Consider the following 17,909-nt stretch of genomic DNA (forward strand, 5'->3'; position numbering starts at 1 on the left):
CATTTTAACATAATTTTGATAAGATATTTTTATAATGAGCAGAAAATGCTATGTTTGCGGCAAATCTCCGAATTACGGCGAAAATGTCAGCCATAGCCACAAAAAAACAAAGCGCGTATTTTTGCCGAATATCCAAAGGATATATATTATGGAAGGCAAGAAAAAACTGCGCGAAAACGTCTGCACAAAATGCATTAAAGCTCACAAGATCGTAAAGGCGGCTTAATCCTCTCTCTTTTCCCTTTGAAACCTTTGGGTCGCGATCTCGTCCAAAAACTTCAGTTCAAGGTCTTGCATCAGCTTTTTGTATTTTTCAAGCGTCTTTTCTTTGTCTTTTTCGATGATTTTCTTGTCTTTCATTGATGATACAAGCTTTTCGCGCTGGTCTTCCAGCACCCGGCTTGCTTCTATCACTTTTTCCACCTGTTCTTTAATGTCTTCCTTCAGTATCCCCAGATGCGCATGCCTGCGGAGGACTTTTTCAAAATCGGACACCGCGCCTTTCTTGAAGACTTGCCTTATATCTTCTTCTTCTTTCCTTTTTTTGGATTTTAATTTTTCTTCCTCTTCTTTTTCCTTGAGATATTCCCTCTTTTTTTCGGCAAATTTTTCCTGTTCTTTTTTTTCGCGGATCCCGCGGACCTTGAGCACTGCTTCCAAATTATATTTGAATTTCCCGGCCTTTACTTTTCGCGCCATATATTGCTCCAAAATAAAAATGCCTATCAATCTGTTGACAGTTTCTTCAAAATCAATATGCTCAAATGTCCCTTGCTTCAAGAAGTCATTGACTTCATCGATCTTTGAAAGAGCATAATCGATCTTCGGGTTGCTTCCTTTGACGTATGCCCCGATATTTATCAGGTCCTCGGCCTCGGCATAGCGCGCCAAAACTTCCCTTAATTTCCCGGCCGCTTCCCTCTGTTCGTCAGACACGAGATTAGACATGAGCCTCGAAACGCTATGTGGAACTTCAATTGAAGGATAATGGTTGCGTGCCGCCAGGTCCCTTGAAAGGATAATATGCCCGTCTAAGATCGACCGGCATTGGTCGGCTATAGGCTCGTTGAAATCATCGCCTTCAACAAGTATAGTGTAAAATGCAGTGATCGACCCGACAACTGACGTTCCCGACCGCTCCATTAATTTCGGCAGGAGCGCAAAAACAGACGGAGTATATCCCCTGGTCGTGGGAGGCTCTCCGGCCGCAAGCCCGACCTCGCGCTGGGCCATTGCAAAACGCGTTACCGAATCCATCATTAGAATAACTTTGTTCCCAAGGTCCCTGAAATATTCGGCAATAGCTGTTGCGACAAAGGCGGCTTTTAGCCTGATGAGAGGAGGCTGGTCGGATGTTGCGACCACGACAACCGATTTTTTAAGGCCTTCCTCTCCCAACGATTCTTCAATAAAATCCCTGACCTCGCGTCCGCGCTCGCCAACCAGAGCGATAACGTTGACTTCCGCTTCGGCGTTCCTTGCTATCATGCCCATAAGAGTGGATTTCCCAACGCCTGACCCTGCAAAGATACCCATCCTTTGGCCGCGGCCAATTGTAAGCAACCCATCAATAGCCCTAACCCCAACGCGCAATATTTCTGCAACCCTGGGTCTTTTTACTGGATCCGGAGGCTCGGCGTAAAGAGGCCTTTCTTCATTAAAAGAAATTGGTCCCTTGCCGTCAATCGGCTCGCCTAATCCGCTTAAGACCCTGCCTAGGATACTATGGCCTGTTTTGATCATAAGAGGTTTTCCTGCCGCAAACACTTGGGACCCAGGCGAAATGCCCGATGTAGATCCAAGAGGCATAAGCAGCACCCTTTGCTCTTTGAAGCCCACAACCTCGGCTAATGCTTCTCTTCCCTCTTTTTCTATCTTTATTGCGCATAGGTCGCCAACTGAAACACCGCCGACCTGGGCTTCAATAATAAGCCCTACAACCTGGACGATCTTTCCTATTACTTTTACAAGGTCGGCTTTTTCAATAGCGCGATGGTATTTATCAAGATCGACTGGCATTTACTCGCCTTCTTCTTTGTTTTCTTTTTTAAAAGCGTCTTCTATAGCCTGTAATTTTGTGGAGATCCTGGCATCGACATATCCAAGGTTTGTTTCGATAACGCAGCCCCCGGGCTCGATCTGGCTGTCTTCAAGTATAGAGAAGCTTTTCACCCCATCGACGATCCCCATTAATTTATCCTTATACTTTTTTATATAATCCGCATCCTCGCGGTTTACGCGGATAATGACCTGTTCGCGGTCAGACACCCTGTTTATTGCGTCTGATACGATATTCAAGCAGACATCGCGGTGGAGTGAAACTTCAGACCTTATTATTTGCTCGGAAGCTTTGATCGCCAGGCGCAATATTTCGCTTTCGGCGTCTTTTATTATTTTTTTTCTTTCGATTACGGCCTCGTTTAACGTTTGGAGCGATTGTTTGATATTTTCTGCGGCCTGATTCTTGCCCTGTTCTATCCCTTCCTCAAATGCCTGATCCCTGATCGATTTTGACTCTGACCTGGCTTCAGCAATTAGCTCGCTTGCTTTTTGCTCTGCCTCGGAAAGGTCAAGCCTTTCTCCGCCGGAATTTTCAGGTTCTATGGGCGATAGCGCATCAGGCTCCACATGAACTTGGACCGGCTTTGTCTTTATTAATATCTCGCCTGTTTCTTTGATCTTTGAATGCTTTATTAAAGCCATCAAAGCTTCTCCGAAAAATGCTCGATCAATTTATCTTTTAATTCGTCGCTAAGCGGGGTCGGTTTGATATCGCTCAAAATATCGTCTATTTGGTCGCGTGAAACAGTTATGTTCATCAATACTTCTTCGCGCTGCATTGGCGGAAGTTTTGAAAGCATAAATGCGGCGATCTGCGGGCGCTCGCTTGAAAGCAAATATGCTATTTTCTTGCTGCTCGAATGGTATATCCTATCCTTATCTCCAGGCGCTTTCGGCCCCGAGTAATCAATGCCTGTTTTTCTGAATTCTTCCGGTATTTCAAAAGCAGGTTTTTCCGATGCCTTAGATTTTGGAGGGAGCGCAACATAACTGTTAAAATCAGCAAAAACTTCGCCGAGCGCTTCAGGGGTTGGCGTCGGAAGATGATTTATAGAGGATGCGATTATATCCGCAAGTTCTTCGGGAAGATATCTAAGGATCGCGGACGAAGTTTCGGATCCTAAAATAGAAAGAAAAATAGTCGCTTTTTCCCGCCCCGAAAGCTTCATTGGTCTTCCTCCGTAAGCCATTTTTTCAATAGATTGGCCAGCCTTTCAGGATTGTCATGCGCTATATCCTGTATTTGTTTTACAGTAGTTGTAGCTTCAGATTCGGACGGAACGCTTGGAGCGCTTGATTCAGCCGCATGTTCAAATGGCATGTTTATTTGCTTTCGTTTTGCAAATCTCCCCGCAATAAAGAATATTGCAATAACAATTATTGCCCCTGACGCCCAAAGAAAATAATTCAGAAGATTTATCTGAAAAGGCTTTTTTGGGCTTATCGGCTGGACGGAAGCGTAATGGAACGGAACTTGCTTTAATATCATCCTGTCGCCGCGCAGTTTGTTGTAAGAGATCGCAAGAGCAATAGTTTGGTAGGTGGATTTTTTCAGCTTGTATGAAAGCGGAAAACTGTTATCGATCAGTACAATTGTCGTAATTTTACGGATCGGCGCAATAATGAAGCCTGCATCCGATCTGATCTTTAATTTGGTGGCTTTCTGCCAAGAGCCTGAATCGCCAAACATTACATTGACCCTAACAATCACTCCGTTTTGCGGATAGAACTGGCTTAATAGCTCCTGTACCTTAGAGGTCAATTGCCTTTCGTACTCTTCTTTCGCCTTCAGCTTGAGCAAAGCCTTTTCTTCGGCGGATAATTTTGCTGGTTTTTCGATTTGTTTTTCAACCGGTTTTTCGATGGGTTTTTCTGCGGCGGCTTCCTTTTGTTTATTTATCGGCCAAATATTGAACGGCAGGGAAAATTTTGCCTTTACTTCGGATTTTACAGGCCCTTCAACTTTTTCTGTTATTTTTTCCTCCGTCTTTTTTGCTTCCTCTTGTTCTTCTGCGATTTCCGGCCCAACTTTCTTTTTAACTTCTTTTTCTATTTCCTTTTGAGGCATCGTTTCCCTAATGATCGGCTTTTGCTGGAACTCTTCCACTGCATTCAAGGCTTTGCTGCTTAAAATATTGCCCATGTCATCAACGATCGTTACGTTTTCGGCCTTCAAGTTCTCGACACTGCTTGCAACAAGATGGATGATCCCGTTTATTTGTTCGAGACGAAGGTATACTCCGGGCATCATCTTCAAAAGGACAGCCGCAGTTACAGGAGCTTTTGTAACTTCAAACAACCTGGTTTCCGGAAGCACTATTTGGACCCGAACATCATCTACTCCTTCGATTCTTCGTATCGTACGCGACAATTCTCCAGATATCGCGCGTATTAATTGGATCCTTCGGTCAAAGTCGGTGGCTCCCATCCTTGTTTCATTGAATATTTCCCAGCCGACGGCGCCGCCTTGCGGCAGGTTTTTTTCCGCGAGACCAAGCCGCGCGTCATCCGCTTTTTCTTTCGGGACACTGATCGCCGACCCGTCTTGTTCAATTTTGTAGGGAATTTTCAGCTCTTTTAGCCTGGTAATAACGTTTGCCGCGTCTTTAAGGTCTAAATTGGTGTAAATCCTGACATCTGAAGGCCCTTTGCTTGCGGACATCGGCATGCACCCGCGGAAATTCCATAACAGGAACAGAGAGATGGCGATTACAACTACCGAAATAGCTATAATTAATCTTTGGTTGCTAACGATCGGTTGGTTTTCCTCCGCCATTTCGCCTCCTTGCCTTATTTTATACCTGCATCTGCGTTATTTCTTTGAATGTGCTGACAGCCGAATTTATTGTTGTTATCGCAAGTTGTATCAATACGCTCGATTTTGATGTCGCGATCATAACATCCTGCAAGTCGGCTTTCCCATGTATATAATCCCCTATCAATTGGTTCGCCCGCATTTCTGTTTTTGAGATATTATCCAACGCATTTACCGCTTTCGCAAGCACATCTTCGAAAGGATTGCTCGAAACAAACGGGGAACTGCCTATCTGCGGCGTAATCTGTACTGAACTCGGTCTTGATGATTGAGGGATATCATCTTCTAACAGCTGCGCCAGCCTCAATTGCAATTTGTCGATCGGTTCAACCATTTAATATCCTCCCCAAATTACGGGATCTGCAAAGTATCCTGCATCATTTTTTTTGTGGTATTATAAGCCGTAATATTCGCCTCATACATTTTAGACGATTCGACCATATCAACCATTTCTTTAGAAAGCTTTACGTTCGGCATTTGGACCATCCCATTCTTATCGGCATCCGGATGCGTGGGATTATAAACTTTTTGAAGCGGCGTCTTATCCTCAACAATTTCCGCGACCTTGACCCCGCCTGTCTTTTTTTCTATCTTATTGTTCGCAATATATAATTCCTCGTCAAAAGAAAGAGGTTTTTCCAAAAATAAGACTTCACGCCTCTTATACGGGCCGCCATCCAATGTTCTTGTGGTATTGACATTCGCGATATTTGAAGATATCGCTTCCATCCGAAGCTTTTCAGCTTCAATAGCCGAAATGCTTATCTCAAGCGCGCGCGAGATCCCCATAAATTATTTTCTCCCCTGCGAAGCTATTGACTTAATAATATTGATTTTTTGGGTCAATAGCTTCACATAAGCGGAATATTTTGTTGAATTTTCGGAAAGTTTTGACATTTCTTCTTCCAGGTTAACCTTTTTTCCATCCAGCCTTTTTTGCGCCCGCCCAAGCTCGCTATTGAATTCCAGCGGCTCAAAACCCGGAGTATTGATATTCGCGAGATTATGCGCGTGGACAGCCTGGATCTCGGCAGACTTTTTCATAGCAGTCTCAAGCCCAAGATACGCATCATCGAACATTCCGATATTTTCAACCATGTTTAAGCTCCTCCTGCAGCAGCCTAACGCCGCGGTCTATCAGGCGGCATACTTTCGGCCGGGAAAGCTTGAGCTTTGCTGCGATAGTTTTTTGGTTCAGGCCTTTGTTATAAAACAGGTCCATTACATCCCTCTGGAGAGAAGGAAGTTTTTGCATGGAAGCTCCAAGTTTTTCCCGAAGCTCCGAAAATTCTACGTCATGCTCCGGGCCGCGCTCACCGGCAACCTGGACCTCGGTCCTTGTGACTATCTCTTCCAAGGACAGTAAATACATCAGTGCGGATGCCGCAACGATCTTTTTTATCTTCTTTACCGCAGACTTGAACTCGCTTTCGGATAGGTCCTTCTTTTCCAGCTCTTTTTCTTCTTTTTCCATTTTCTTCGCAACGGTCGCCTTATATCCCTTTTTTGCCAGGTCCCTTATCATGACTTGTATGCGATAAGGGACAGGGCTGTAATTTTTAAGGCCGTCCAATATCTCTCCCCTGACCCTGTATGAGGCATATGTTTCAAATTTTACTCCTCGGTTCACGTCAAAATTTTCCCATGCCTTCATAAGCCCGATAGTGCCGTCAGAGACAAGATCATTGTAATCAACAGATGGCGGCAATCCTTTGCCAGACACCATCGAAGCGATCGAATGCACAAGAGGCATATATGCCTCGAGGGACTTGGGCAGAATTTTCTTTTCTTTAGATCTTTTTAGTATTGTCACTTAGCTCCTTCGATAATTTTTCGATAAAAACATCTTTTGTCATTTGCGAAAACTGCGAGCCCTCGTTCATCCCCATAAACTCGCCGCTAAAGCCTTCTTTAAGTATCTCTTTGTAGAACATCGCGAGGAATTCTTTGTTAACGCTGGAAGCCTGTTTGATATTAGGAATTGCGCCATGGTTGATATATGGATTTACTTCCATTATATTATCTCCAGGTCAGCTTTAAGCGCACCGACTTTCTTTAATGCCTGAAGTATGGCTATCAGCTCCTGCGGAGTAGCCTTAATCCTGTTCAATGCGCGTACCAGGTCTACAAGCCTTGCCGCTTGCGGGACATATGTCAAGGCCTTTTGAGATTTCTTGAAATTTGCGTTGGTTTGCGTCCTCAAAGTGTTAATTTCTGATTTGTCGATCGAACTTCCTTCAGAATAAAGCTTTACAGGGCCGATCGAAACATTGATCCCGCTGAAGCTCACTGCGGAGGCCGCGATCTTAACATTCTCTCCCATAACTATTGTACCCGTTCGTTCATTAATGACAACTTTTGCGACCGAATCAGGAACAATTGTCAGATTTTCGACTTTTTGAATGACAGCCAGCGCATCTTCCTGGCTAAAAACCGTAACTTTAACGGTCCCAGCATCAAAAGTCCTCGCATCATACCCCGCAGCAGCAATAGCGTCCGCGATCCTTCCCGCAGTCGTAAAATCAGGTGAATCAAGCACTATTGATAATCCGCCCTTTTCGCTGAACGTAACAGGGACTTCTTTTTCGACAAGCCCTCCGCCCGGAACCCGCCCGGCGGTCGATCTGCTGTTCCTTATCGGCGGAAGGTTCGGGATAAGGATATCCTGGTCAACGGTAATATTCCCCTGCGCCGAGGCGTAAACTGCCGAATCGGGCCCTTGAAGGGGAGTCAATAAAAGAGTTCCTCCTGCAAGGCTTGTCGCATCACCCATCGAAGAAACAGTAATGTCGATCTTTTGGCCGGATTTTACGAACGGGGGAAGGGTTGCTGTGACCATTACTGCGGCAATATTCCTGCTGTTAAAGTCCAATTGCGGGGCAACGCCCATTTTGGAGAGCAGGTTTGTCATTGCTTGTTTGGTGAACCCTGTTTGCTGCGTATCGCCTGTGTTCCTAAGCCCTACGACCAGCCCAAAACCCATCAATTGGTTTTCGCGCGCCCCGAGAACATGCGCGATATCCTTGATCCTGACAGAAGGCGTTCCATAACAAGGAAAACTTATGGTCAGAATCAAAATCCCAATGACCAAATCCCAAATCCCAACTTGGTAATTATTTTTTAGAAAAGCCAATTGAGCAACCTCGAAAGCCAGCCCGGGCTTTCTGCTTCCTGTATAACGCCAGTGCCTTTGATCGATACCTGCGCATCTGCGACTTGATACGAAAAGATTGTATTGCTCCCGCTTATATCTTTCGACCGCACAACCCCGGAAATATATATTTCCTGGCTTTCATCATTGATATCCAGGGTGCGATGGCCTTCGACCCTTAAATTCCCGCTGTCTAATACTTCCGTTACTGTTGATGCTATTTTTGAAGTCACACTTGACGCCCTTTGCGTCGATCCTGCCCCGGAATATTTATTGCTGTTGCCGAATGCAATATCATTGCTCGTCCCGACCAAAGGCGTCAGGCGCTGGAGCGTATGCGTCAACTTTATCCCAAGATCGTCTTTTACGTTAGTGTCGGTGCCAGCTTTCTGCTGGGCATTCGTGCTTTCTAAAATAATTATTGTTATGATATCCCCGACCTTATAGCCCTTTTCAGGCGAATACGGCGATGATGAATTTTTGTTCCATAATGAATCGGCGTGGGACGAAATAACCAAGATACAAGATACAAGCAACAAACAAATCCCAACATTATATTTCATAGTTTAACCTCGACTTCTCCCTGGGCATTTACTACTGCATCCAAACTTTTGCTTGAATCTAAACGTTTGACCTTAATTGTATCACCAATCCGCCCATCCTCAAGCGCAATTCCAGAAACATCTATCACAATGCCGTCGCTTGATGATTTGATATTGACTTTTGCGCCTTTGGCAACGTCCGGTTTTGTTTTAACCATCGCTTCAAAAATCACAGCCCCTTTTTCGATGTTAATCTTTGCGACTTTGCCGATGATGTCATTTTTTCTTTCATAATAATTCATCGGGAGAAGCGCGACTTCCTTGTTTGAAATGGAAAGGTCATCATCTTTTATAACGGCATTTCGTTTTATTCTTTCCTTAGCCGTTGCTATTTCCTTGAAAACTTCAAGCCTTACCCACAAATTAACGTTCTCGATCTTGCCGCCCCCCTTAAAGATCAGCGGAATAAGCATCCGGGGCGTGATCTTTGAAAGATTGTAATTTTCGGAAACTTTAACCTGGACATTTTGGTCGTTTAAATATTTATCGGTCATATTCTCGGCCCCGGAGAACGATACCTTAATATTGTCGTCCTCCCAGTCAGACCTTTCGGACATGACATAATCTTTTATGGCATTCTCGATCTTGTCGTTTATCGAATCGGCATGGACAGGGGCAGCAAATGATAATATCCCAAATACCAAAACCAAGACCCAATTTGTCATTTGAAATTTGTCATTTGTCATTAATATATTACGCTTTCATCCTTTCAAGGGCCGTAAGCATGCCTTCATAGGTTGAGACCGCTTTTGTGATAGTGTCAAAAACCCTTTGCACCATTACCATCCGCATCATTTCGGAGATGACATCGACATTCGATGATTCCAGGGCATATTGCGTTATGGCCCCAAAACCAGGATCAAGCGGATATCCGACAATCGGGTCGCCGGAAGAATCTGTCGCTGAATATAAATTTTGGCCCATGCTCCTCAATCCTTCCGGGTTGGAAAATCTTGACAATGTTATTTGGCCGATAGAGGCCAATGACGTGCTGTTGTTTATAGAAACAAGCATTGTCCCATTCTGCTGGATTACGACGCCGGTCGTGCCTGAAGGAAGAATAACCGCAGGATCGACCAAATGGCCGTTTGAATCGACAAGATTGCCGTCATTGTCGGCATGCAAATTCCCGGCGCGCGTATATCCTATTGACCCGTCAGGCATTTTTACCTGCAAAAACCCGGCGCCTTGGACTGCTATATCCAATGGGTTTGAAGTATTCTCAAGCGTTCCCTGCGAAAAATCCTTTAGAGTGGCTGCAACTTTGACCCCTGTGCCGAATTCAGGGAAAACGGAAGGCACCGATTTGTCAGCCTGCATGGCCCACGCCAGCTCATCCTTAAAAGACCTTTGGACATATGGCAAGCTTTCCATTTGGGAATCGGATTTTTTGAATCCGACTGTCTTTGAATTTGAAACATTATTTGTGATATTAAGCAATTCATCTTCGAATGCGTTTAGGCCCGTTGCTGCAACATATAACGGTTGGAACATAAAATTACCTCCTTTACTGGGACTTGCCCATTTCGATCGCCCTGGACATGCTGGCATCGCGCGTTGAAATAACTTTTGTATTAAGGTTATAAAGATGGCTTAAGCTTATAAGCTCAACCATCTGGTCGACAGCCTTTGCGTTCGATGATTCAATGAACCCTTGGAGGATTTTTGGTGTTTCAACTTCTTTAACAGGCTGCAAATTAGAGCTTTGTTTAAAAATAATCCCGTTTATAGAAGAGAGCGACGCCTTATCTTCAAAATCAACAACTCTGATCTTGTCAATTGTAACTTTATCCGCCCGGATCTCCCCATTTTCCAAAACAACTATGCCGGAGTTTAAAGGAATAGATATAGGCCCGTTCTGCCCTAATAGAGGAAGATTCCCGGTCGTAGTAACAAGCCTTCCTTCGGAATTTACAGTAAACCTGCCGTCGCGCGTATATCCCTCGCCCCACTCCCCAAGGACTACAAAAAATCCCGAACCTGCGATTGAAAGATCCGTATTTTTCCCAGTCCTGATCAATGATCCTTGGTCGAAGTTGTAAAATGTCCCGTCGACCTGGGGTTTTTGCGTTTTGATCTTTTTTTCGGCCGCATCAAGCTCCATAGGGAATGACCTGACCGTGACATCGGAGCTCTTAAAGCCCGGGGTATCAGCGTTTACCATGCGGTTAATGAGGCTTTTTACCTTTTCGTCTGTGGTTTCAAGACCGCTGTTCCCGATCTCCAAAATCGAATCGGACATAGCCCCTCCTCATGGGAATAATTATTGAACAAATTATAACACTAAGGCAAACAAAATCAATAAAAAAATTATTTATTTTATTTCTTTTCCTGGTCTCTCATCCTGGTTATAAGCCTCTCGCGTTTTTCAGCCATGCGGTCAAGCTGAAAGACGAAAAAAAGCACTTCAGCAACGAGAACGTAAAGTTCCGGAGGGATCTCGGTATCAAGCTCTAGCTTTCCTAATAATTTTGCAAGCTCCGGGTCGGCATAAAGAGGTATCTTGTTTTCGTCCGCGATCCTTAATATCTCATCGGCGATCGGCCCGCGGCCCGATGCTAATATCAACGGGGCCTTGTCTTTTTCGACATCGTAGCGTATAGCAATTGCCGTTTTGCGCGGGACCTCGATTTTTTCCGGTTCAGCCAATTTAAGCCTCCAGGTCGATCTTTTTTAACTGATCGCCCAATTTTGCGAGCATTGGAATCAAATATGGTTTAACTGAACACATGGCGGGATCGATCTTAACTTGGTATCCTGAAACTGCAAAATTCTTGCCGGAAAGTTTTTTTTGCAGCTCGGAAAATTCTTTTGCGATAAGCTCCCTGGCTTCGTCGCCATATTGCTTTTCATTAAATACGAATACGACATAAACCCGTTTGCCTTTGATATAGACTGAACACACCATTTTTCCCAGGTTTGCGGTCTGCAGGGAAAGGATAACTTGCGTATTCTCATAATCTATTTCGGATTGGGGCCCGTGGCCATCCCTTTTTACGACAATTTCAACGTCCTTGGGCGGAGCGACAGAAGTGTTTGGGACCTGCTTATATAAATAATTTACTTCTTCCCTGCCTTTCTGCGAAAGCAAAGCTTGCGCGACAAGGTTATCCATCGCGGAATTCATCTTGCCGAGCGTCGACATTAGATTTGCCTGGAGTACCTGCGCTTCCGCGGAATCAGATGCCTGGGCTTGCGCTTGGACGCCTTCAAGAAGCGATTTTAATCCCGAAAGGTCGTTCAGCAATTTTAAATTGTTCCCGCTTATTTGCGTCTTTTGGTTCAATTCCTTGATCACGCTGTCAAATTGGCTAAGCAGCGCCCCAAGCTGTGCTACAAGTTTTGGATTGAGCAGTCCTTGGCTTACGCTTAGGGCGGTTGAAAGGTTGCCTAGGCCTTCAAGAAGGGCTGTGAGCTGTGCGGCGATCTGCGGGTTTTCTGAAAAGAATTTTCCGAGTATTTGCAAAGCTTCAGGGGATTCGATGCCTTTCATTAAAAGCATTATTGCGGCTTCCTGCATGTTCAAGCTTTTATCCGTCCCCGTAAGCATTGATAAAAGAGCAATAAAATTCGTCCTGGATATTTCCATGCCGTCTTTTATCATTAAAGACGCAAGGGTAACATTAAAATCCGAATCCGGCACCTGCAGCTGTGTTAAATGCTGTTTTATATCAGCCATAGTAAGGGCGCGCGCGATATTTACTGCGGCTTTTGGCGCGGAGACTGCGGGCGCCATTTGTGCTTGGGCAGGAGCTGTTACTCCTGCAGTTTTTGCCCCCGCTGAAGGGCGCACCCCGCCGGCAGTTTGTGTTGTTTGCGCTTGTTTAACGGATTCTGATTGGGCCGAGCTTTTTCCCGAAGGCCAAATGATCGGCTTCCCGGGATGAATGCCAGACGATGAAGTATTTAGATCTGAACCAGCCATAATAATTACCAGTAATTATATCGTAGTGCGGCGAGAAAATCTTGTGGAGTTTATTTTTTGGCTTCAGGTTTTTTAGCTTCGGGCTTTGCGGCAGGCGCGACGGGTGCAACGGCTTTTGCGGCGCCTTCAACCGGGACAGCGGCTCCAGCTTCAGGAGTAACTGCGGCTCCGGCTTCAGGAGCAGGAGCAATTTCTTCTTCTTTGGCAGGTATCGCGACATTTGCGATCGCTTCATTCGCTGGAGTTATAAATTCTATGCCTTCAGAAGCCTTAATGTCCGAGACCAAAAGGCTCTCGCCTAATTTTAATCCTGTCACATCAACTTCAAATTTTTCGGGGATATTAGACGGAAGGCATTTGACCTCAATTTCCCTTAATTTAAGAACTAAGATGCCGCCATCGTCTTTTACGCCAGTCGGAACGCCTTTTAATTCAATATGGACCTTGGCCTTGATCGCTTCGTCCATGTTGATCTTAAAGAAATCAACATGAAGGATATGGTCGTTTGTCGCGTCTTTTTGGACCTCATGGGTTATAACAGGATAATTATCCTTGCCGACCTTAAGCGTGATGATCGCGTTTGACCCGGCTTTCGTCCCTATGGTCTTTAGGAAGGACTTCCATTCAATAGCTATAGCACGGGACTTTATCCCATGGCCGTAAATAACAGCAGGGATAACCCCCTTTTTCCTTAGGGACTTATTTTTATTGCCTAATTCAACCCTATCCTGCGCTTCGAGATCTAATTTTTCCATAACAGTTATTAATTATACCAAACAAATCAATTGCTGTCCAGGATGATTTTTTTGGCACTTAATCGGTTTTTTCTATACCACTCTAATATATCATGCGTGATCATTGCAGAAACACGATCCCCATGTTCCCCATGCGACACAAAAGTCGCGACAGCTACTTCAGGCGTTGCTGCCGGCGCATAGCTTAAAAACCAAGCATGCGGAAGCCCAGGATTTTCTGCTGTGCCTGTTTTTCCGGCGGCTTCGTTCCCTGGAACATAAGCCGCAATTCCAGTGCCGCGGAACACAACGTCCATTAATGCGCTTTTTATCAAGTCGAGGAATCTTTTCGCGATCGGGATCTCGGAAACAATTATCGGCTTGTTTTCAAATAATATTTTCCCGTTATTATCAATGATTTTTTTTACGACATACGGCTTGAACCTTTTACCGGCAGCGATTTCTCCAAATAAGGAAGCCATTTGGAGGGGCGTTACCTGCGTGTATCCCTGCCCTATACCGAGGTTGATCGAGTCGCCGTCATACCAATCCTCATTAAACCGTTCCTTTTTCCATTTGGACGACGGCACAAAGCCTCTTTTCTCCTGCGGAAGATCGATCCCTGTCTTCTGCCCAAGACCGTAACTTTGCGCAAACTCATGCAATATATCAGGCCCCAATCGTTTGCCAAGCTCGTAAAAAACAACATCGCATGACCAGACAAGCCCTTCGATAGGCGTTATCCTCCCATGTCCGCTCTCCTTCCAGCATTTTGCGATCCTATGTCCAAGCCTGTATACGCCGGAACATTTGAATATTTCATTTTCGGTCGTTTTGCCGGTTTCAAGCGCGGCGGAAAGGGTCACAGGCTTAAAGATCGATCCCGGCGGATAGCTCGAAAGAGCCCTGTTCATAAAAGGATGGTTCCTCGTGCCCTGTGCATCCCAATTTGAAGGGTCATATGCAGGATGCGACGACATCGCCAAAATTTCCCCGCTATTGGGGTCAATAACCACAACTGCCCCTTCCCTGTTGCCCAATGCTTCATCGACCTTTTTTTGCAAGTCGAGGTCCACCGTCAAAATGATGTTGCTGCCCGGGACCGGATCGACAATATCCAACACTCTCATGGGGTTTCCCAGGGCATCAACTTCGATCTTCTTTCCGCCTGAAACGCCCCTCAAATATTTATCATAAGATTTTTCGACGCCGTCTTTGCCGATAAGATCCCCGAGCTTAAAACCTTCATTTTTGAGGGCTCGAAGTTCATTCTTGTCTATCTCACCGACAAAGCCCAAAATGTGGGATGCAACCTTTTTATACGGATATGACCTAAGAGGGAAACAGATGACCTCGACCCCTGGAAGCCCGTCCCTGTCTTCTTCGATCCTTGAAACAACAGAAGTCGGAAGATTAGAAGCGATAAGAATGCCTTCGGATAAAGGCGTTTTTCTTTCAATGTATTTTTTATGGATTTTCCCGGGATCCATTTTTAAAATTTCGCCCAGCTTGTGTAAAACATTTTTGGGGTCGTCCGGCAATAGATGGGGACGAAGATATGCCATAAAAACGGGATGGTTTTTCAGCATTACTTTGCCGTATTTATCAAAAATTATACCTCGAGGCGCAAGTATCGGGGTCGTGTGGGCAGCATTGTCCATTGACAACCGTTTATATTTTTCATTTTCTACCAATTGGAGGCCTATAAGCCTCAAAATAAAAAAAGCAAGCATCACATTCAAAGCGATAATAAATACTTGGGACCTATTGTTCATTATTTTGGATCCGGTCGAGGATATTATAAAATATCGGCGCGCAGATGGAATTCACAACAAGGATATAGAAAAAATTAAATATCGAGAAGCTTTGGTGGAAATCAGGGATAAAAAAACTCGATGCCAAGCTCGACAGGAGCATTGAAACAGGCGTCATGATGGCCGCTAGGACGATACAAAGCCTATCCGCATTAAGCGTTAGAAGTGATCTGATGGACGCGGATAAGATCGCAACCGAAACTTTGACAAGCGTATTAATAAACGAGCCCGAATAGGCCGCGTCCTCAAAAAAACCGATCGTAAATGAATAGGCAGCCGATTGCGTTTCCCGCATTTTTACGGCGGCCGCGATCACAAGCGCAAGACTAAGGTCCGGAAAACCAAAAGCCCTTAATTGCCCCTGCAGGACAAGTGTTAATGCCGATAAAACTATTAAAGCTATGGCTTGCATATAAAAACGACCCCCAATTTCGAAAAATCCGTTGCCGGCTCAACATGGATCTTTTGGAAAATATCGTCGATATTTCTTTCAACCTTTAAAACCTTGCCGATAAGCACTCCCTGGACGAATGAATCGCTCACCGATGAAACAATTACAGGCGTTGTTGTTTCGACAGAAATGTTTTCGCCGATGTATTCAAGCTCAAGCCTGTTCCCCCCGTTCCCTTTTATGACCCCAAATGCGTTTACATGCGGAAGATATGCCGAGATCGAGCTTTGGGGGGAAGTAACAAGAATGATTTTTGAAGTGAACTTGGAAACCTCTGCCACGCGCCCGACCAGGCCATAGCTTGAAACAACTGTCATTCCAGGAGTTATTTGTTTTAGCGACCCGGCATCAATTATCATTATTTGCGAAAAATTCTTATTCTCTCGCGCGAGAACATTCGCCGGTATAAGCTTTCGGCCAAAAAACCCGGTCTCGGAAAACTTTAAAGCCTCCTTAAGTCTTTGATTCTCCTCTTTCAAGCTCGCGCTAGACGATAGCTCCGCTTTTGTAGTTTTTAAGACGAGCTCCAATTCTTTGATGCGGGATTGAGCCCTGAATGAATTCGCAAAGAAAAGGGTCGCGCCCTTTCCCGCCCTAATGACAATTGAAAAACCAATTTCAAAGGGATAAAGGGAATAATGCGCGCCTTGTCTTAACATTACAACCGACGGAAATTCCGCAACCTGCTTAAAATTCAAGGCAAACGACAATGCAAGTATTAAAAATGCAACGAAGCTGTAACGCACGCTATTTTTTCGGTTCTTCTAGGAGGTTTTTTTGGGCATGATCAGGACTTTTTTCAAAATATCTATCTCTTCCAATATTTTGCCCGTTCCGTACGCGACGCATGATATCGGGTCGTCGACGACGTAAACAGACATATCCGTTTCCTGTGACAAATGCTTGTCTAAACCTCTTAAAAGAGATCCGCCTCCTGCCATAACGATCCCACGGTCCATGATATCAGCCGCAAGCTCCGGCGGGGTTTTTTCGAGCGTGATCCTTACTGCATCAACAACTGTTGCGACGGGTTCGGCCAAAGCATCCCTTATTTCAGATGATGTTAAAGTTAGGGTTTTTGGAAGTCCTGTCACGAGGTCGCGGCCGCGGACTTCAACTGTTCTTTCTTCAGGTAATGGATAAGCGGACCCGATATCGATCTTTATTTGTTCTGCGGTGCGTTCCCCGATAAGCAAATTATAATTTTTTCTGCAGTGTGAAACGATAGCTTCATCCATTTCATCGCCTGCAACCCTTATTGATTTGCTGACAACAATTCCGCCTAAAGCCAAGACCGCAACTTCGGTCGTACCGCCTCCGATATCAACGATCATTGAACCAGCGGCTTCGGAAACAGGAAGATTGGCGCCGATCGCGGCGGCCATCGGTTCTTCGACCAAATAGGCTTCGCGTGCGCCGGCATGCATTGCCGCATCGAGCACCGCTCTCTTTTCAACGCCTGTAATTCCCGATGGAACACCGACAACTATTCGAGGCCTAACAAACGCGGACCTTTGGTGGCTTTTGTTAATGAAATGCCTAAGCATCATTTCGGTTATTTCGAAATCGGCAATGACGCCGTCCCTCATGGGCCTAACAGCTACAATATTTGCAGGTGTGCGGCCAAGCATTCCCTTTGCTTCGTTCCCGATCGCTAATGCCTTGTTCGTGTTCTTGTCTATCGCGACAACCGATGGCTCGCAAAGGATTATCCCTTCGCCTCTTGCAAAAACAAGAGTTGTTGCCGTCCCAAGATCTATGCCCAAGTCTCTAGAAAACTTCCCGAAAACCATATCGTATAAACTCATTTAACTTATTTCCTCCCTGCCTGCCTATTGGCATGGCTTATGATCGCTTCGTATCCTTTAGCTCTGATGGTCCTTGATATTAGCCTTGCCTCATTCAAGCTCTCGGCAGGAACAAATACCCTGAAATATTTCCCAGCACTGTCGAACTGCGCATCATATCCCAAATTCTTGATTTTTTGCACCATTGTGTTGGCGTTTGCTTTTAGAGAAAACAAGCCAGATTGCACCCTGTAAACGGCTTGTTTTTGCTTGCCGCCGATTATTATTTTAGGAGCTAAAAGGTCGGCATTTGTTTTAACATCCGGTTCAGCAGGAACCGTCTCGACTTCAAACGAGATCTTAACTTGTTTTTCCGATGAAGCAGCCTGTGTTGCGGGATTGGCGGCTAATTTATCCATATCCGCGGGCTTTATTGTCAACAGATCGGCTGTAGTCGTTTTTTTTGCTGAAACAAGAAGATTTTTGCTTAATTTAAAACTGACCCAAAAACTCAATATTATTACCGCGAGAAGAAGCGTCAATAAGAATAGGTTTTTAATGATTTTCAT

The 17,909-nt window shown here is 45.0% G+C and carries 23 protein-coding genes; 1 reads left to right on the plus strand and 22 read right to left on the minus strand.

Translation table 11 applies throughout. The annotated features are described in order from the left end of the window. Positions 1 to 34 precede the first annotated feature (34 nt). Positions 35 to 226, plus strand: coding sequence for a 50S ribosomal protein L28 (locus tag HZC34_02245; GenBank protein MBI5700653.1), 192 nt, complete (start codon positions 35 to 37; stop codon positions 224 to 226). On the opposite strand, the gene fliI is transcribed toward HZC34_02245, so the two are convergent. The 22 genes from fliI to HZC34_02355 form a co-directional block, all read right to left on the minus strand. Further along, complete coding sequence (gene fliI / locus HZC34_02250; protein MBI5700654.1) at positions 223 to 2,019, minus strand: flagellar protein export ATPase FliI; 1,797 nt, start codon at positions 2,017 to 2,019, stop codon at positions 223 to 225. The genes HZC34_02245 and fliI overlap by 4 nt on opposite strands. Further along, positions 2,020 to 2,703, minus strand: coding sequence for a hypothetical protein (locus HZC34_02255; protein MBI5700655.1), 684 nt, complete (start codon positions 2,701 to 2,703; stop codon positions 2,020 to 2,022). Beyond that, positions 2,703 to 3,230 (minus strand): hypothetical protein, encoded by a 528-nt coding sequence (locus HZC34_02260; GenBank protein ID MBI5700656.1) that lies wholly within the window; start codon positions 3,228 to 3,230, stop codon positions 2,703 to 2,705. The genes HZC34_02255 and HZC34_02260 overlap by 1 nt, the downstream gene beginning before the upstream one ends. After that, complete coding sequence (fliF, locus tag HZC34_02265) at positions 3,227 to 4,837, minus strand: flagellar M-ring protein FliF (GenBank protein ID MBI5700657.1); 1,611 nt, start codon at positions 4,835 to 4,837, stop codon at positions 3,227 to 3,229. The genes HZC34_02260 and fliF overlap by 4 nt, the downstream gene beginning before the upstream one ends. A 19-nt stretch (positions 4,838 to 4,856) precedes the next feature. Then, a complete protein-coding gene (locus HZC34_02270; GenBank protein ID MBI5700658.1) occupies positions 4,857 to 5,210 on the minus strand; it encodes a flagellar hook-basal body complex protein FliE in 354 nt (117 codons plus the stop codon). Positions 5,211 to 5,227: 17 nt separating this feature from the next. Continuing rightward, the gene (gene flgC, locus HZC34_02275) at positions 5,228 to 5,665 is read right to left on the minus strand and encodes a flagellar basal body rod protein FlgC (GenBank protein MBI5700659.1); all 438 of its coding nucleotides are present in this window, start codon (positions 5,663 to 5,665) and stop codon (positions 5,228 to 5,230) included. Between the two features lie 3 nt (positions 5,666 to 5,668). After that, positions 5,669 to 5,974 (minus strand): hypothetical protein, encoded by a 306-nt coding sequence (locus HZC34_02280; protein MBI5700660.1) that lies wholly within the window; start codon positions 5,972 to 5,974, stop codon positions 5,669 to 5,671. Continuing rightward, positions 5,967 to 6,689, minus strand: a complete 723-nt coding sequence (locus tag HZC34_02285; GenBank protein MBI5700661.1) for a sigma-70 family RNA polymerase sigma factor — start codon at positions 6,687 to 6,689, stop codon at positions 5,967 to 5,969. Before HZC34_02285 ends, HZC34_02280 begins: the two co-directional genes overlap by 8 nt. After that, entirely contained in the window at positions 6,667 to 6,891 is a 225-nt protein-coding gene (locus HZC34_02290) for a hypothetical protein (protein ID MBI5700662.1), read from the minus strand. The genes HZC34_02285 and HZC34_02290 overlap by 23 nt, the downstream gene beginning before the upstream one ends. After that, positions 6,891 to 8,009 carry a flagellar basal body P-ring protein FlgI gene (locus HZC34_02295; GenBank protein MBI5700663.1) on the minus strand — a complete coding sequence of 373 codons (1,119 nt, stop codon included), beginning with the start codon at positions 8,007 to 8,009 and terminating at the stop codon, positions 6,891 to 6,893. Before HZC34_02295 ends, HZC34_02290 begins: the two co-directional genes overlap by 1 nt. Further along, positions 7,997 to 8,590 carry a flagellar basal body L-ring protein FlgH gene (locus HZC34_02300; GenBank protein MBI5700664.1) on the minus strand — a complete coding sequence of 198 codons (594 nt, stop codon included), beginning with the start codon at positions 8,588 to 8,590 and terminating at the stop codon, positions 7,997 to 7,999. Before HZC34_02300 ends, HZC34_02295 begins: the two co-directional genes overlap by 13 nt. Then, complete coding sequence (gene flgA / locus HZC34_02305; protein MBI5700665.1) at positions 8,587 to 9,315, minus strand: flagellar basal body P-ring formation protein FlgA; 729 nt, start codon at positions 9,313 to 9,315, stop codon at positions 8,587 to 8,589. Before flgA ends, HZC34_02300 begins: the two co-directional genes overlap by 4 nt. Before the next feature lie 7 nt (positions 9,316 to 9,322). Beyond that, on the minus strand, positions 9,323 to 10,123 hold the full coding sequence (flgG, locus tag HZC34_02310; GenBank protein ID MBI5700666.1) for a flagellar basal-body rod protein FlgG: 801 nt from the start codon (positions 10,121 to 10,123) through the stop codon (positions 9,323 to 9,325). A 13-nt stretch (positions 10,124 to 10,136) separates the two neighbouring features. Continuing rightward, positions 10,137 to 10,871: a flagellar hook basal-body protein gene (locus HZC34_02315; protein MBI5700667.1), complete on the minus strand. Its 735-nt coding sequence runs from the start codon at positions 10,869 to 10,871 to the stop codon at positions 10,137 to 10,139. A 77-nt stretch (positions 10,872 to 10,948) separates the two neighbouring features. Beyond that, entirely contained in the window at positions 10,949 to 11,278 is a 330-nt protein-coding gene (locus tag HZC34_02320) for an EscU/YscU/HrcU family type III secretion system export apparatus switch protein (GenBank protein ID MBI5700668.1), read from the minus strand. A 1-nt stretch (position 11,279) separates the two neighbouring features. Then, positions 11,280 to 12,554 (minus strand): hypothetical protein, encoded by a 1,275-nt coding sequence (locus tag HZC34_02325; protein ID MBI5700669.1) that lies wholly within the window; start codon positions 12,552 to 12,554, stop codon positions 11,280 to 11,282. Between the two features lie 50 nt (positions 12,555 to 12,604). Beyond that, positions 12,605 to 13,309 carry a 50S ribosomal protein L25 gene (locus tag HZC34_02330; protein ID MBI5700670.1) on the minus strand — a complete coding sequence of 235 codons (705 nt, stop codon included), beginning with the start codon at positions 13,307 to 13,309 and terminating at the stop codon, positions 12,605 to 12,607. A gap of 26 nt (positions 13,310 to 13,335) precedes the next feature. Beyond that, on the minus strand, positions 13,336 to 15,063 hold the full coding sequence (gene mrdA / locus HZC34_02335) for a penicillin-binding protein 2 (protein MBI5700671.1): 1,728 nt from the start codon (positions 15,061 to 15,063) through the stop codon (positions 13,336 to 13,338). Then, entirely contained in the window at positions 15,053 to 15,514 is a 462-nt protein-coding gene (locus HZC34_02340; protein ID MBI5700672.1) for a hypothetical protein, read from the minus strand. The genes mrdA and HZC34_02340 overlap by 11 nt, the downstream gene beginning before the upstream one ends. Further along, entirely contained in the window at positions 15,502 to 16,299 is a 798-nt protein-coding gene (gene mreC, locus HZC34_02345; protein MBI5700673.1) for a rod shape-determining protein MreC, read from the minus strand. The genes HZC34_02340 and mreC overlap by 13 nt, the downstream gene beginning before the upstream one ends. Positions 16,300 to 16,317: 18 nt before the next feature. Next, the gene (locus HZC34_02350; GenBank protein ID MBI5700674.1) at positions 16,318 to 17,346 is read right to left on the minus strand and encodes a rod shape-determining protein; all 1,029 of its coding nucleotides are present in this window, start codon (positions 17,344 to 17,346) and stop codon (positions 16,318 to 16,320) included. 20 nt (positions 17,347 to 17,366) lie between these two features. After that, the gene (locus HZC34_02355) at positions 17,367 to 17,909 is read right to left on the minus strand and encodes an SPOR domain-containing protein (protein ID MBI5700675.1); all 543 of its coding nucleotides are present in this window, start codon (positions 17,907 to 17,909) and stop codon (positions 17,367 to 17,369) included.

The organism is Candidatus Saganbacteria bacterium (assembly GCA_016223245.1).
Classification (GTDB): Bacteria; Margulisbacteria; WOR-1; order XYC2-FULL-46-14; family XYC2-FULL-37-10; genus JACRPL01.

What these genes read in the sequence shown, in the direction of transcription:
- HZC34_02245 (MBI5700653.1), top strand. Translation starts at nt 35, where the DNA reads ATGAGCAGAAAATGCTATGTTTGCGGCAAATCTCCGAATTACGGCGAA.
- fliI (MBI5700654.1), bottom strand. Translation starts at nt 2,019, where the DNA reads ATGCCAGTCGATCTTGATAAATACCATCGCGCTATTGAAAAAGCCGAC.
- HZC34_02255 (MBI5700655.1), bottom strand. Translation starts at nt 2,703, where the DNA reads ATGGCTTTAATAAAGCATTCAAAGATCAAAGAAACAGGCGAGATATTA.
- HZC34_02260 (MBI5700656.1), bottom strand. Translation starts at nt 3,230, where the DNA reads ATGAAGCTTTCGGGGCGGGAAAAAGCGACTATTTTTCTTTCTATTTTA.
- fliF (MBI5700657.1), bottom strand. Translation starts at nt 4,837, where the DNA reads ATGGCGGAGGAAAACCAACCGATCGTTAGCAACCAAAGATTAATTATA.
- HZC34_02270 (MBI5700658.1), bottom strand. Translation starts at nt 5,210, where the DNA reads ATGGTTGAACCGATCGACAAATTGCAATTGAGGCTGGCGCAGCTGTTA.
- flgC (MBI5700659.1), bottom strand. Translation starts at nt 5,665, where the DNA reads ATGGGGATCTCGCGCGCGCTTGAGATAAGCATTTCGGCTATTGAAGCT.
- HZC34_02280 (MBI5700660.1), bottom strand. Translation starts at nt 5,974, where the DNA reads ATGGTTGAAAATATCGGAATGTTCGATGATGCGTATCTTGGGCTTGAG.
- HZC34_02290 (MBI5700662.1), bottom strand. Translation starts at nt 6,891, where the DNA reads ATGGAAGTAAATCCATATATCAACCATGGCGCAATTCCTAATATCAAA.
- HZC34_02300 (MBI5700664.1), bottom strand. Translation starts at nt 8,590, where the DNA reads ATGAAATATAATGTTGGGATTTGTTTGTTGCTTGTATCTTGTATCTTG.
- flgA (MBI5700665.1), bottom strand. Translation starts at nt 9,315, where the DNA reads ATGACAAATGACAAATTTCAAATGACAAATTGGGTCTTGGTTTTGGTA.
- flgG (MBI5700666.1), bottom strand. Translation starts at nt 10,123, where the DNA reads ATGTTCCAACCGTTATATGTTGCAGCAACGGGCCTAAACGCATTCGAA.
- HZC34_02315 (MBI5700667.1), bottom strand. Translation starts at nt 10,871, where the DNA reads ATGTCCGATTCGATTTTGGAGATCGGGAACAGCGGTCTTGAAACCACA.
- HZC34_02325 (MBI5700669.1), bottom strand. Translation starts at nt 12,554, where the DNA reads ATGGCTGGTTCAGATCTAAATACTTCATCGTCTGGCATTCATCCCGGG.
- HZC34_02330 (MBI5700670.1), bottom strand. Translation starts at nt 13,309, where the DNA reads ATGGAAAAATTAGATCTCGAAGCGCAGGATAGGGTTGAATTAGGCAAT.
- mrdA (MBI5700671.1), bottom strand. Translation starts at nt 15,063, where the DNA reads ATGAACAATAGGTCCCAAGTATTTATTATCGCTTTGAATGTGATGCTT.
- HZC34_02340 (MBI5700672.1), bottom strand. Translation starts at nt 15,514, where the DNA reads ATGCAAGCCATAGCTTTAATAGTTTTATCGGCATTAACACTTGTCCTG.
- HZC34_02350 (MBI5700674.1), bottom strand. Translation starts at nt 17,346, where the DNA reads ATGGTTTTCGGGAAGTTTTCTAGAGACTTGGGCATAGATCTTGGGACG.
- HZC34_02355 (MBI5700675.1), bottom strand. Translation starts at nt 17,909, where the DNA reads ATGAAAATCATTAAAAACCTATTCTTATTGACGCTTCTTCTCGCGGTA.